The organism is Burkholderia sp. BCC1999, from assembly GCF_905339975.1.
GTDB lineage: Bacteria > Pseudomonadota > Gammaproteobacteria > Burkholderiales > Burkholderiaceae > Burkholderia.
In genome coordinates, this window is the sequence record NZ_CAJPHP010000001.1 from 166,689 (window position 1) to 179,640 (window position 12,952).

Here is a 12,952-nt window from a genome sequence, read left to right on the forward strand (position 1 = left end):
GCCTTCGGGCACCGCGGCGCGCGATCGATCAAGCGACGGCCGTGTCGGTTGCTTCGACTGCCGCGGGCGTGGCCGCCGCAGCGGCGCTCGCCAGTCGCCGGTAGCGCGCGAGCGCCCACAGCGGGAAGTACGCGGTATAGCCGTGATACTTCAGGTAGAAGATGCGCGGGAAGCCCGGCGCATTGTGCGAGCGGTGCCACCAGAAGCCGTCTTCCTGCTGCACGGACTGCAGGTACGCAATGCCGCGCTTCACCGAATCGGATTCGCAGTCGCCGAACGCCATTTGCGCGAGCAGCGCCCACGCGGTGAAGTTCGACGTGCTCTCGCCGCCATTGGTGCCGGCGAGCTTCGGGTCGACGTAGCTGTCGTTCGTCTCGCCCCAGCCGCCATCCGCATGCTGCCTTGCACGCAGCCATTCGATCGCGCGTGCGATATACGGCTGCGACTTGTCCTCGCCGGCGAGCGCGAGGCCGGCCAGTACGCTCCACGTTCCGTAGATGTAGTTCGTGCCCCAGCGGCCCCACCAGCTGCCGTCGGGTTGCTGCGTGCGCTTCACGTAGTCGATGCAGCGCGCGAGCGACGCGCGTTCTTCCGCGCGTTTCGTCACGCCGAAGCACAGCAGCACGCGGCCCGACACGTCCTCGGTCGGCGGATCGAGCAGCGCGCCGTGATCGGCGAACGGGATCGCGTTCAGGTACATGCGGTCGCAGTCGGCATCGAATGCCGCGAAGCCGCCGTTGCGCGATTGCAGCCCGCGCATCCAGTCGAGCGCGCGTGCGACGCGCTGCGCATGCGGATTCGTACCGTCCGCGTTGCGATGCGTGCGGCCGCGGCGATCGAGCATCGCGGTGACGACCGCGGTGTCGTCGATGTCGGGGTAGTACGGGTTCGCGTACTGGAACGCCCAGCCGCCCGGTTCGACGTCGGCCGGCGCGTTCTCGATCCAGTCGCCGCGCAGGTCGTTCACCTGACGCACGGCCAGCCAGTCGTACGCGCGTGCGATGCGTTCATCGAGTTCGCGCAGCGCGCCGTCCGGCTCGCCGGCTTCCGGCGCCGCGACGCCGCGCGCCTGCTCGAGCGCCATCGTGCTCCATGCGGTGTCCCACACCGGCGACAGGCACGGCTGGCAATACATGCTGCCGTCCGGACGCGTGAACAGCAGTTTCTCCAGCGCGTTTTCGCAATCGCGACGCAGCGGATGGTCGTCCGGGTAGCCGAGCACCTGCATCATCTGGTAGCTGTACACGATCGGCGGGAAGATGCCGCCGAGCCCGTCCTCGCCGTTCATGCGTTCCGCGCACCATGCTTCCGCGTGCCGGATCGCGCGCTGCCGCGGGCCCTTCGGCATCAGCGGCTCGATATGGCGGACCGTGCGGTCGAGCGCGAGGAACACCTTGCGCATGCCGCTCGCGGGCGGGAAATACTGGCGCTCTTCATCCGGCGGCGTGACGAACAGCTCGCGGATCGAGATGTTGCGCGGATTGCGCGCACGCGCCTTCAGCGAGCAGAGCACCAGCAGCGGCACCATCGTCGTGCGCGCCCAGTACGCGACCTTGTACATCGAGATCGGCACCCACTTCGGGAACAACACGAATTCGATCGGCATGAACGGCGCCGCGCGCCACGGCACCTGGCCGAACGTCGCGAGCAGGATGCGCGTGAACACGTTCGCGCGCGCCGCGCCGCCGAGCTTCAGGATGGCGTCGCGCGCGCGGATCATGTGCGGCGCCCGTTCGCTGTCGCCTGCCGCTTTCAACGCGAAATACGCCTTCACGCTGCACGACACGTCGGGCGCGCCGTCGACGTACAGCGCCCATGCGCCGTGCGTGTCGAGCCGCTGGTTCGCACGCAGATAACGCGCCATCTTCTCCTGGCGGTCGTCGTCGATCTTGTCCATGAAATGCATCATCAGAATGTATTCCGCGGTGATCGTCGCGTCGGATTCGAGTTCGAAACACCAGCTGCCGTCGGGCTGCTGAAGACGCACGAGCGCGTCGCGTCCACGGGCGATCGCGGTGTCGAGCGCGGACCAGGGAGAGGGGGCCGATTTATTCATGCGGCGGATCATACCATCCAGCCGGAATGTTTATATCGAGACGCCCGGGTGCTACCATCCGCACCATGAAAAAACGCCTCGAACCCGCGCCGCACGATGTGTCCGCGCCTGTCGAACCGGCTGGAACGGCCGGCGCACGGGCGCCTGAAGGATCATCGGCGCCGGCCGGAGCCGTCGCCGGCGTGCGGCGAAAAAAAGCGCCGGACCAGGTGCGCGCGCAGCTGCTGGCAGCCGCATCGGAAATCGCGACACATCACGGCGTGGCCGCGTTGACGCTCGATGCGGTGGCCGAGCGCGCCGGCGTGACGAAAGGCGCGCTGCAGTATCACTTCGCGAACAAGCAGGGGCTGCTGGATGCGTTGTTCGGGCAGGCGACCGCGCGGTTCGGTGCGCAGATGGACGCGCGGATGGCGGCGGATCCGAGCGGCGACGGCGCGGCGGCGCGCGCTTATCTGCATGCGGTGCTCGATGCGGCGAATCCGGCCGCGAGTACCGATGTGCTGCGCGTGCTGGTCGCGTCGATGATTACCGAGCAGGACACGCGTGAGCGATGGTCGGTGCCGATGCGCGAATGGACGCGGCCCGATCCCGTACCGCTCGAGCAGGCTGCCACGCTGATGATCTGCCGGCTCGCCGCCGACGGGTTGTGGATCTCGGAGCTGCTCGACAGTGTCGAGGTGTCGGTCGAACTGCGCGCGGAGATCGTGCGGCAGCTCGATGCGATGAGCAAGGGGGTGTTTCCGAAGGGCGATTGAAGAAACCCGTATCACACCGGCTTGCCCGCGCGCGGACGGTTCGTTATTCTGATGCGCATGAACCGATCGCCTGCCCATTCGATTATTTGCGCCGCACTTTTGCCGGCGGGGTAGCCATCGACTGAATGATTGTCATCTCAACCCGCCCGGAAGGCGGGTTTTTGCTTTCTGGGCCCTTCATGGAGTACCTGGAAATGCAGATCGAGCATCCATTTCAAGCGGCATTATCGAATGACGCGGTGTTGCTCCACATGGTGTGCGGCAAGATCGCGTCGGGAAAATCGACGCTGACCGCACGGCTGGCGAACGCGGAGCGGACCGTCCTGATCAGCGAAGACACATGGCTTGCTCGCCTCTATCCGGGCGAGATCCTGTCGATCGACGACTATGTCAGGTATGCCAAACGTATCAAGGACGTGATGGCCGATCACGTTGGTGCCGTTCTGCAGGCCGGCGTGTCGGTGGTGCTCGATTTTCCATTCAATACCGTGGCGGCGCGCGCATGGGGGCATCGCATCGCGCAGGTCGCCGGCTGCGGCCATCGTCTGCACTATCTCGATGTCAGCGATGCGGTGTGCAAGGCGCGCCTGCGTGTGCGTAATGCGCTAGGGGAACACCCGCTCCAGGCGTCGGATGCCGAGTTCGAGCAGATCACGCGGTACTTCGTCGCGCCGGATGCGGCGGAGGGGCTGAATGTCGTGAACTACGGCGACGCGGGTGGCGTGAGTGATCAGCCGGGTGGCCCGAACCAGATGTCCATCGCATCCTGAAGACCGTCTTGCGTGTGGGTTCCAACCCACGCCACATAGCCATCGGGCCGGATCAATACCGCCGTCGGTGCGGCCACCTGGCCCAACGCAGGCAGTTCCCAAGAACCGTCGTATCGGGCGTGAACCAACGTGACGCGATCCAGCCAGCGCGTGATGTCGATGCTGTCGGGTTCGTCCAGATTCAACAGCACGGGCCGGGCACGCCGGAACAGCGCAAAGACGCGGATCGGCCCGTCAGGCGTGATCAGGTCGAGGTCCGGCATGCGGCGGCCGAGCAGCGGATGCCCGGTACCGAGATCGTAATGGACGCCAAGCCCGCACATCTCGGCGGCGGTTCGCTTGCGCGGTTCCTCCATGCGAAACAGCTCCGCGGCGATTTCACGCAACGCTTCGGTGCTGTCGTCGGTGCGCTGCAGGGCGACCTGCGCCATCGTCGTGCGCAGCACGCGGGCCGCGACTGGATGTTGCTCGGCGTGATACGTGTCGAGCAGGCTGTCAGGCGATATGCCTTTCACCACCTGAGCCAGTTTCCAACCCAGATTCACGGCGTCCTGGACGCCGATGTTGAGGCCTTTTCCGCCCACTGGGGAATGCACGTGGGCAGCATCGCCGGCGAGGAGAACGCGGCCCTTGCGGTAGGTTGCTGCTTGCCGTGCCATGTCGGTGAATCGGGAAATCCACGTCAGATTATGCGCGCCGTAGTCGGTTCCGCATGCGGCGACGAGCGCTTCCCTGAGATCCTCCAGCGTGGGTTCGGTCTTCGCACCGACCGCCTTTTCAGTCACCATTACGCCGACGGGTCCCTCGGTGGCAAAGACGATCTTGCCATCACGAATTTCGTATTCCTCACGGCCGAAGGCATGAATGCCCAGCGCGGTACGATGGACGCCCAGTGGCGGTTCCTCCGTCATCTCGCACTCGGCGAGAATGCTGCTGGTCGTTGCATCCCAGCCTGGAAACTCGATGCCGGCGGTTTTACGCACGAGGCTGCGGCCGCCGTCGCACCCGACGAGATAGCGTGCCCGCAGTGACGGACGACTGGACAGTTCGATGGTGACGCCCGTGTCGTCCTGCGTGAAACCCGTCAAGTCGCAGTCGCGATAGATCGGCACGGCCAGCTCGTCGACCCACCCGGCGAGAATGCGCTCGATATGTTTTTGCCGTAGCCCCAGCACGTAATTGTGCCGGGTCGGAAAATCGCTGATGTCCAGACGAATCGACGCAAATCCGGTGACTTGCGCCTTCTGTCCTTCAGCAAGGAAGCGGTCCACGATGCCACGTTGATCGAAAATCTCGAGTGTCCGGGCAATCAGGCCGCCGGCGCGCGAACCTGCAAGCGTCTGGTCGGGGCGGCGTTCGACGATGGCGACATCGACGCCCGCCAGCGCCAGTTCGCCTGCCAGCATCAAACCGGTTGGTCCGCCTCCGGCAATGACAACTTCGTGCTCCGATACCTGCATTGGCTACCTCACGGAATCAATGCCGCCAGTCGAGCCGTTGCACCTCCGAGGGCAAGGGTCGGGGCGCAATGGTCGCGCGTTTCGACGCTCCGAAGGCTTGCCCACTCCTGGCGGATCGGTTGCAGCAGCTGAGAGCCCGACGTGACTCCAGCTCCGCACCCGGCACGACTGGAAAGCCCCATGGCAAGCAACGCTCAGAGATCGCCGCGCACTTCACCGGTTCCCAGCGCGCTCCGCTGCCGGTTGACTTCCGCCCAAAGCTCGTCGCTGTCGTCATTGCGCAGCAGGACCATCCAGTCCAGTTGATCTTCGGTTACGCCGAAGTATTCCAGGATTTCCTGGCGAACCGCATCGACGAACTGCGCGTATTCCGGGGTTGCCTGGGCCCGAGCGTGCAACGCGTCATATTCCGCATCGTCCGCACCGCCGCCGTGCTCGTCGATGTAGCGCGAGATCCACTGGTCACGTTCGTGGTCGTAGTCGGCCTCGGCGCGCATCGCCTGCACGGCCGTGTAGAAATCCAGTTGGGCAAACGCGGCGATCGCCGCCGTTGTCGCCTCGTCGAATGTAGTCGTCATGCCATTTCTCATGTTGATCGTGGCACATGATCGCACAGGCCGTACCCGGGCAGGTGTTACGAATCCGGATGGTGCAACACGCGCTTTGGCGCCGATGTTTGGCCCGTGCAAAGGCGCCATGATCGGGAGATTCATGCGCTCGGGTGCGTCACTCGCCGGGGGCGCACGGGCGACAGGGCATGCGAGCGATGAAAACAACTGTGTGTGGCAGGTTGTCGATTTAGCCGCGTGGGGACCTCCTGCCTCATTTCCAGCCGGTGATTCCTTCGATCTGAGCGCACAGTTGCAGCACCAGTGCATCCTGCGCTGGTTTAGCCGCGATCTGGACGCCTACCGGTGAGCCGCTCGCTGTTCTGAAGGTCGGGCATGACGCCGCCGGCTGGCCGCTGATATTTGCAGGAATAGAAAAAGGCGCAAATCCGTAGCCAGCTGTTCCCCACAAGTCGAGGTCGCCAAAATTGCTGAAGGCCATTTTGCCGACAGGCGCGGGATCCTTCGACAGTGTTGGCGTCAGCAAGACGTCAATGTCTCGGAGGGACGTTAAATATGCTTGCGTGTAGGCGCGACGGCCTTCCAGTGCTTTCTGGTATCCGGCTTCTCCATATCGACGAGCTTTCTCCAGCAGTGCCCACGTGAGCGGTTCGAGCTCGTCTAACTTTGGTTCGCTGCCGATTTCTCTTACCCGCTCGTCGACAAGTTTCTGAATATCGAAAATCCAAAGAAGGTCAATCCAGTCCGTGGATGCGGCGATAGCTGGAAACTGATATCGGGTGATGGAATGGCCCGCATCTTCCAGGGCACGAGCAACGTTCTCCACAGCGTTAGCTTGGCTGTCGCCTACTTCAGCACCCGAGGGGCTGCGTACGCTGATGCCAATCCTCAGCTTCCCAAGTGGCTGAGAGAGGCATCGTAGGAAGCCGGGATCTTGCGTCAAGTGCGCGGTGATATCCAACGATGCCGCGCTGTCTCTGACGCTTCTCGTAACGACGTGATCGGAATTCAAGCCGCTTGCAATCTCGGTGAAGTACGGACCGACGGAATTGAGGCCCGATGTCGGCTTGAAACCGAAAACGCCGCAGCAGGAAGCCGGTATCCGAATTGATCCACCAAGATCGGTCGCGTGGGCGATCGGGACCATCCCCGATGCGACCGCTGCCGCCGCTCCGCCGCTACTGCCTCCCACGGTTAAGGTGTGGTTGGCGGGGTTTCGAGTTACGCCAAAGGCGCGAGGCTCGGTAACGAATTCCGCAGCGAATTCAGGTGAATTGGTTTTGCCCAGTATGACCAGCCCCGCTCGGCGCCAGCGCTCGACAATGTCACTGTCGGGCCGGGGGGCAGCACCGCGAAAATACGCCGAACCGAAGCTCGTGGGCATGTCATGGGAGTAAAGGTTCACATCCTTAAGCAGGAACGGCACACCGCATAGCGGTCCGGATATGGAACCCCGCACCGGGATCGACGCCTCGTAGTTGGTTCTGACCACCGCATTCAGCGACGGGTTTTTCGTCTCGATACTGTCGATCGCTGCCTGAACGACTTCAGACGGGCTCACTTCGCCCGAGGAAATCAACTCGGCCAGCCCGATACCGTCGTACTGCGCATACTCGTCAACGTTCATACTATCTCTCTCAATGCCGTCGCGTCGCAAGGTTGGAAGTCGGTCGACCTTATTTGCCGAGGTATGCCTGAACGGCGGGATTCGCGGGTTTGCCATCAAATGTCGTAACCCCGTTCAGCCACCGCGTCAGCACCTCGGGGTGCTGTTTAAGCCATTCCTTTGCCACGGTCCGCGGATCTTCCTTCTTGACGATACGCGCCATGATCGTGTCTTCCATATTGGTGGTGAACTCGAGGTTGTCGAGCAGCTTTGCGATGTTGGGACAGCGTTCGCGATACCCGTTGGCGACTACCGTATACACTTCGGCCGCACCGTAGTTCGGTCCAAACTCCTTGTCTCCGCCCGACAGATATTTGATTGAGTGTGCCAGGTTCATCGGATGAGGCTCCCAGCCCAAAAACACTATCCACTCCTTGCGTGCGATGGCACGGTCGACCGACACCAGCATGCCAGCCTCGCTCGACTCCATTAATTTGAAATCACCGAGGTGGTGGGCGTTCGCCTTGATCATTTTCTGAATAGAAACGTTCGCATCGTCGCCCGGTTCGATCCCATAGATTCGCCCGCCGAGCTTATCCTTGAACTTCACGATGTCATCGAAGCTCCGCAGACCTTGGTCGAAAACGTAGTCCGGGACAGCAAGCGTGAACTTTGCTCCGATCAGATTGGGTTTGGGTAGGCGCGTCACCGATTTCGACTCGAGGTATGGCTTCGCATTTGAGTCTTGGGACGGCACCCAATCGCCGAGATAGATGTCGAGGTCCTTCCGTTTCAGTCCGGCCCAAGCCAACGGAATCGAAAGCGTAGTATCGGTGGCCTTATAGCCAAGTCCTGCGAGGACATTCTGCGCAAGCGCCGTCGTCGCCTCGAGGTCTGTCCACCCAATCTTCGCGAATCGAGGATCCTTGCAACTCGCGTCGTCTCGCGCTTGTGCGCTCAAGGAACATGTGATTGCCAGAACGCAAACGGACCACAGAGTGCTTGTATTCATTTAATACTCCTAAAACAAAAGGGGTAGAAGCGAGGCAAACAGGACAGGAGAGGTGCAGGCGGCCGGGAAAGTTGGGCAACTATACAATGAATTGGATGGCCATCCAATTTGACTGGCATAGGTACTTACCCGCTATGCCAGCCCTGTTTGGTAATTGAAAGACGTGGCTCAGACTGCGCTCATCGGATGCGATGTCTCGATGGTTAGCGCTCACCGTTGCGGGTGAGATCGGGAAGCCCTATGGCCCGTATCTTCTGTACGAAGTCTCACGTGGCCATCGGCTATTAGGGCTATAGCACGGAGGCGATATACTTTCGGTCCTAGGGGCCGAGTACAGCTGTTCGCTCCGTTAACGCTGATGTCGAAAGAACTCCCATGCCAAGCAAGTCGATCAGGGATATCCGCCGGGCGGACTTGATGGAAGCCGCCTACCTGACCATGCAGGAGCATGGCCTATCCGGAATTACGACAGCACGCGTAGCCGAGCGCGCAGGTATGTCGAATGGTCTTGTCCATCACTACTTCAAAGATAAAAACGAGCTTATCGAAAGTGCGATTCGCTTTTCGACTGCCGAACAGCGCAACGACGTATTGGCTTGTGTCGCGCGAGCGACGACGCCCATCGAAAGGGTCTGGGCGATCATCGAAGGGAATTTTTCAGAGCGCGGTTTTACAAGGCCGATCGCTCAAGGGTGGGTATCCTTCTGCGGAGATGCCTGCTTCAATCCGAAGTTTCTGCGTATTCAGAAGGTCGTTCATCGTCGGATGGACGACAACCTTATTTTCAGCTTGCGCTCGTTGCTACCAATCGAGCAGGCGCGACAGGTCGCATTGGATATCAGTGTCATGATCGACGGCTTCTGGATGCGGCTAGCCCTACAAGGAACCCCCGGTCGCGAAGAAGCGCTTGACCGTATGCGCGCCTACCTTGAACCGGTTCTGGCTCGGTGCGAAGGTGCGCAGCGATCGCAAGCACGGAAAACAAACAGTGCCACGCGCGTGGCACCCGCATAGCCAGTGTGTGCTTGTTGGACGCGCGGTCAAACCTAACGACTGCGCGCAAGCGCGGACACCTCTTTTTCCTTGAAGCGTCCACCTGAATTGCGCAGATGCACGATTTGCGCGCCGACATCCGGTCTCCGCTAGATAGTCTGCCCGTCGGCCGGTGAGCTATTGCCGACGTTCGAATCGCGGCAGTATCCGATGGCCAGATGACTGCTCGTGGTCGAAAACGGCCAATGGCAGCACTTGTCGCCACTGCCTCATGCCCTCGTCGCCGACGCCTCCAGTTCACGGCGGACCCGTCGCAGATCGCGAATCTGACGGATGCCCCAAAGGAACGAGGCAACCAGCCCGGCTGAGATGACGGAGAGCGTCACTGACTGCTGCAAGACCCCGCGTAACGTCATGCCGAGGCCTGCTGCAGACCAGATACAGAGGAAAATGGGTCCCCCCTCGGATTCGCACACAATCTCGCCGCTCTCGTGATCACGCCAGCCGACCAGCGTCTGCCAGTTACCGGCCTCCGACAAATAGGCGGTAATTGTCATCCCTGACTCAATGCGGGGCTTCCCCGGCGCTGCGACCGAATATTCCTTCCGGTTTTTGCTTTCGAATCCGAACAGCGTAACGGACTTGCGGTTTTGAGACGTATGTGTGACGCCAAAAACCCGATCAAGGTGGACTGTTTCGAGGGGCATGTTTGGCGAACCGTCCTGTCAATGTTGGAGTGCTTTCTTGTCGGGGCACGCACTGATCATACGGGCCCGTCCTATCCCGGCCCAGATCAAGTACCGACTTCGTGAACCACTCGCTCGCCCGGCTATCGGGCTTTGAAAAACGTCGCAAGTATGTCGTTTTCCGGAGCCGCATGCTGCGACACGGAGCGCTTTCCCGATCGCGCGCGTGACCGCGGCTGACCCGAGCCGGCACCAACACTGTCCGGCCGCACCCCCGTATAAACCGCACGAGGCCTGATCAACTCCGGATGTTCGCGCTGCTCGAGCCCGTGCGCGATCCAGCCGATCGAGCGGCCAAGCGCGAACAGGCCGAATGCCGCGCCGACAGGAAGCCGCAAATGCCTGCGTAGCGCGACGAGCGCGAGATCCAGAGAAGGCTTGTGGCCGACCAGCGAACTGCCTGCATCGATCATCGTTTTCCATTGCGGATGGCGCGGCAGGATGCGTGACAGCAGGCAGGCCGCCCGCACGTCGCCACCGGGATACAGCGAATGTCCGAACCCCGGCAGATCGTCACCTCGGTGCAAGCGCTCGCGCATTTTTCGCTCGACGTTCCGGTTGCCGATTTCATCCCACATCGCCTCGACACGTGCGGTGGTCGCGCCGTGCCGGCCACCCGACAGACCGGCGAGGCCGCCGATCACGACCGCGCGCAAACTCGCGTTCGTCGACGCCACGCATCGGCCCGTGAAGCTCGATGCGTTCAGTTCGTGATCCGCGCACAGGACGAGCGCGATCCTGATGAGTTCCGCACCGGACGGCCCGACGCCCCATGCGCGCGCGCATTGCTCGTGGATGGGCGCCGTATCGAACCCGGTGCGCAACAGGCATGCCGCGAGGATCCGTACCAGGTCGCCGCAGCCCTGCATCAGGCTGTCGGCCGATTGCTGCCACGCTGCCGTCGGTGCGTCGTCGGTGGCGACGGCGAACAGCGACAAGAGCGCCTGCTCCGCGCGTTGATCGCCGTAGTGTTTGAAGAGGGTTCGCAACACCGTCGGTGCGCGAGGGACGCGAGGGCCGAATGCAGTCCGCTCGTTGCATTGCCAAAGCAGTGCGGCGACTTCCTCGAGACTCGCGCGGCCGGCGAGATCGAGCGCGTCCACGCCGCGATAGAAAAGCTGGCCGCCCTCGATCAGCGTGATGCTCGATTCGAGCACGGGCGAACCCCAGTTCAGCGCGGCTTTCGCGACTTCCTTCGGCTTGCGGCCGCGCGCGCGTTCGGCCGCGAGACGGTCGACGTCCGCTGCGAAGTAGCGGCTTTCACGTGGATTGCCGGAGGGTTCCGCGCGAAGCAGGCCGCGGCTGACGTATGCGTAAAGCGTCTGTCGCGAGACGCCGAGCCGCGCGGCCGCTTCGGTCGAATTCAGATAAGGCGACATGGTACGAGGCTCGATTCGTTCGGCAGGTTGATCAGCATAATCAACGTTGACAATAAATGCGAGCGAGCCGATCTTTGCTTCACCAAAACGATTCGAGGCGAACATGCGTGCCGATCAAATCTCCCGTGTTGCGGCGACGGCCGATGCGGAACCGATGTCGCGTCATCTGCAGGAATTCTGGGCCGCGCTGGGTGGCGCGCCGCAACGTCTCGAGCATTGCAGTTTCAGCGGCTCGGGCGAATTACTGTCCGCGTTTCGCGTCACCGATCTGGCCAGTGCGGCGATTGGCGCGGCGGGTGCGGCTGTCGCCGAATTGCTGCTCGAATCGACCTGCACATTGCCGGCGGTTCACGTCGACCGGCGCATGGCGTCGCTGTGGTTCGGCACGTCGCTTCGCCCGTCGGGATGGACGCTGCCGCCTCAATGGGATCCGGTGGCCGGCAACTATCGGGCGCGCGATCGCTGGATCCGGTTGCACACCAACGCGCCCCATCATCGGCAGGCCGCCTTGACGGTGCTCGGCTGCGCGGCAGACGCACAAGCGGTCGCGCAAGCGGTCAGCCGCTGGGATGCCCATGCGCTCGAAGACGCGATTGTCGAGCGTGGCGGCTGCGCGGCGATGATGCATTCGCGGCAGGAATGGGCCGCGCATCCGCAAGGCAAGGCTGTTGCGTCCGAACCATTGCTGCATGCTCACACCGCGAAGGCGGTTGGGGCGCGCGACTGGCAGCCGTCGCGAGACCGGCCGCTGCGCGGCATTCGCGTGCTCGACCTGACGCGCATACTCGCCGGCCCCGTCGCGACGCGATTTCTGGCGGGCCTCGGTGCCGACGTGCTGCGCATCGATCCGCATGGCTGGGAAGAGCCCGGTACGGTGCCGGACGTCGTTCTCGGCAAGCGCTGTGCGCGACTTGACCTGAAGCAGCCTGCGGACCTCGATACGCTCAAGCGGCTGCTGCGCGACGCGGATGTCGTCGTGCACGGCTACCGTTCCGACGCACTTGCGCGTCTCGGTCTCGACGCCGCGCAACGGCGCGATCTCAATCCCGCGCTCATCGACGTGTCGCTCGACGCGTACGGCTGGACCGGCGCGTGGCGTGCCCGGCGTGGCTTCGACAGCCTCATCCAGATGAGTACGGGAATCGCCGAAGCGGGCATGTGCGTGACGGGAAGCGACGAGCCGGTGAGCCTGCCCGTCCAGGCGATCGACCATGCGACGGGTTACCTGATGGCGGCTGCTGCCATCCGCGGGCTGACGGCGCGACTGAGGGACGGTGTGGGCACCGAAGTCCGCGCTTCGCTGGCGCGTACGTCGGCCGTCTTGCAGTTGCGTTCGGAGCCGATGAGCGACGTGGTTGCCGTGATTCCGGATTCACAACACGACCGCGCGGATCACGTCGAAGCGACGTCATGGGGGCCTGCAACGCGGCTCCACCCGCCGTTGCAGATCGCGGGGGCACCGCTCGCGTGGTTCTATCCGGCGCGGGCATTGGGAGCCTACGAACCGCGGTGGCTGGAATCGAACGTCAGCCTCTGACGAGCGGCGAAGGTGGGGTGTTCGGTATTTGAGCAACCCTTCGCATTCCTTTGCAGACAACCGGTGCGC

11 protein-coding genes are annotated in these 12,952 nt (G+C 62.8%); 4 read left to right on the top strand and 7 right to left on the bottom strand.

Features of this window, described 5'->3' with window-relative positions:
• Positions 1–28 precede the first annotated feature (28 nt).
• Positions 29–2,068, bottom strand: a complete 2,040-nt coding sequence (gene shc, locus U5809_RS00755; protein WP_322085065.1) for a squalene--hopene cyclase — start codon at positions 2,066–2,068, stop codon at positions 29–31.
• A gap of 53 nt (positions 2,069–2,121) precedes the next feature.
• Here shc and U5809_RS00760 point away from each other — a divergent pair, with 53 nt between their 5' ends.
• On the top strand, positions 2,122–2,811 hold the full coding sequence (locus U5809_RS00760) for a TetR/AcrR family transcriptional regulator (RefSeq protein WP_322085066.1): 690 nt from the start codon (positions 2,122–2,124) through the stop codon (positions 2,809–2,811).
• A gap of 194 nt (positions 2,812–3,005) precedes the next feature.
• A complete protein-coding gene (locus U5809_RS00765; RefSeq protein WP_322085427.1) occupies positions 3,006–3,581 on the top strand; it encodes an ATP-binding protein in 576 nt (191 codons plus the stop codon).
• On the opposite strand, the gene U5809_RS00770 is transcribed toward U5809_RS00765, so the two are convergent.
• From U5809_RS00770 to choX, 4 genes are all read right to left on the bottom strand, one after another.
• Entirely contained in the window at positions 3,542–5,041 is a 1,500-nt protein-coding gene (locus tag U5809_RS00770) for an FAD-dependent monooxygenase (protein WP_322085067.1), read from the bottom strand. The genes U5809_RS00765 and U5809_RS00770 overlap by 40 nt on opposite strands.
• A gap of 194 nt (positions 5,042–5,235) precedes the next feature.
• Entirely contained in the window at positions 5,236–5,619 is a 384-nt protein-coding gene (locus tag U5809_RS00775) for an ATP-dependent protease (RefSeq protein ID WP_322085068.1), read from the bottom strand.
• Positions 5,620–5,863: 244 nt separating this feature from the next.
• The gene (locus tag U5809_RS00780; RefSeq protein ID WP_322085069.1) at positions 5,864–7,237 is read right to left on the bottom strand and encodes an amidase; all 1,374 of its coding nucleotides are present in this window, start codon (positions 7,235–7,237) and stop codon (positions 5,864–5,866) included.
• Positions 7,238–7,286: 49 nt separating this feature from the next.
• Positions 7,287–8,228 (bottom strand): choline ABC transporter substrate-binding protein, encoded by a 942-nt coding sequence (gene choX / locus U5809_RS00785; RefSeq protein WP_322085070.1) that lies wholly within the window; start codon positions 8,226–8,228, stop codon positions 7,287–7,289.
• A 375-nt stretch (positions 8,229–8,603) separates the two neighbouring features.
• On the opposite strand from choX, the gene betI reads away from it, so the two are divergent.
• Positions 8,604–9,242 carry a transcriptional regulator BetI gene (gene betI / locus U5809_RS00790; RefSeq protein ID WP_322085071.1) on the top strand — a complete coding sequence of 213 codons (639 nt, stop codon included), beginning with the start codon at positions 8,604–8,606 and terminating at the stop codon, positions 9,240–9,242.
• Positions 9,243–9,490: 248 nt separating this feature from the next.
• On the opposite strand, the gene U5809_RS00795 is transcribed toward betI, so the two are convergent.
• Positions 9,491–9,928: a hypothetical protein gene (locus U5809_RS00795; RefSeq protein WP_322085072.1), complete on the bottom strand. Its 438-nt coding sequence runs from the start codon at positions 9,926–9,928 to the stop codon at positions 9,491–9,493.
• 122 nt (positions 9,929–10,050) lie between these two features.
• Positions 10,051–11,346: a citrate synthase family protein gene (locus U5809_RS00800; RefSeq protein ID WP_322085073.1), complete on the bottom strand. Its 1,296-nt coding sequence runs from the start codon at positions 11,344–11,346 to the stop codon at positions 10,051–10,053.
• A 103-nt stretch (positions 11,347–11,449) separates the two neighbouring features.
• Between U5809_RS00800 and U5809_RS00805 the strand changes: the two genes are divergently transcribed.
• Positions 11,450–12,883, top strand: a complete 1,434-nt coding sequence (locus U5809_RS00805) for a CoA transferase (protein WP_322085074.1) — start codon at positions 11,450–11,452, stop codon at positions 12,881–12,883.
• Positions 12,884–12,952 lie beyond the last annotated feature (69 nt).

Bases quoted from the DNA above. Each gene is read 5' to 3' on its own strand.
- U5809_RS00775 (WP_322085068.1), bottom strand. From the start codon at position 5,619: ATGACGACTACATTCGACGAGGCGACAACGGCGGCGATCGCCGCGTTT.
- U5809_RS00765 (WP_322085427.1), top strand. From the start codon at position 3,006: ATGCAGATCGAGCATCCATTTCAAGCGGCATTATCGAATGACGCGGTG.
- U5809_RS00780 (WP_322085069.1), bottom strand. From the start codon at position 7,237: ATGAACGTTGACGAGTATGCGCAGTACGACGGTATCGGGCTGGCCGAG.
- betI (WP_322085071.1), top strand. From the start codon at position 8,604: ATGCCAAGCAAGTCGATCAGGGATATCCGCCGGGCGGACTTGATGGAA.
- U5809_RS00800 (WP_322085073.1), bottom strand. From the start codon at position 11,346: ATGTCGCCTTATCTGAATTCGACCGAAGCGGCCGCGCGGCTCGGCGTC.
- U5809_RS00795 (WP_322085072.1), bottom strand. From the start codon at position 9,928: ATGCCCCTCGAAACAGTCCACCTTGATCGGGTTTTTGGCGTCACACAT.
- shc (WP_322085065.1), bottom strand. From the start codon at position 2,068: ATGATCCGCCGCATGAATAAATCGGCCCCCTCTCCCTGGTCCGCGCTC.
- U5809_RS00805 (WP_322085074.1), top strand. From the start codon at position 11,450: ATGCGTGCCGATCAAATCTCCCGTGTTGCGGCGACGGCCGATGCGGAA.
- choX (WP_322085070.1), bottom strand. From the start codon at position 8,228: ATGAATACAAGCACTCTGTGGTCCGTTTGCGTTCTGGCAATCACATGT.
- U5809_RS00770 (WP_322085067.1), bottom strand. From the start codon at position 5,041: ATGCAGGTATCGGAGCACGAAGTTGTCATTGCCGGAGGCGGACCAACC.
- U5809_RS00760 (WP_322085066.1), top strand. From the start codon at position 2,122: ATGAAAAAACGCCTCGAACCCGCGCCGCACGATGTGTCCGCGCCTGTC.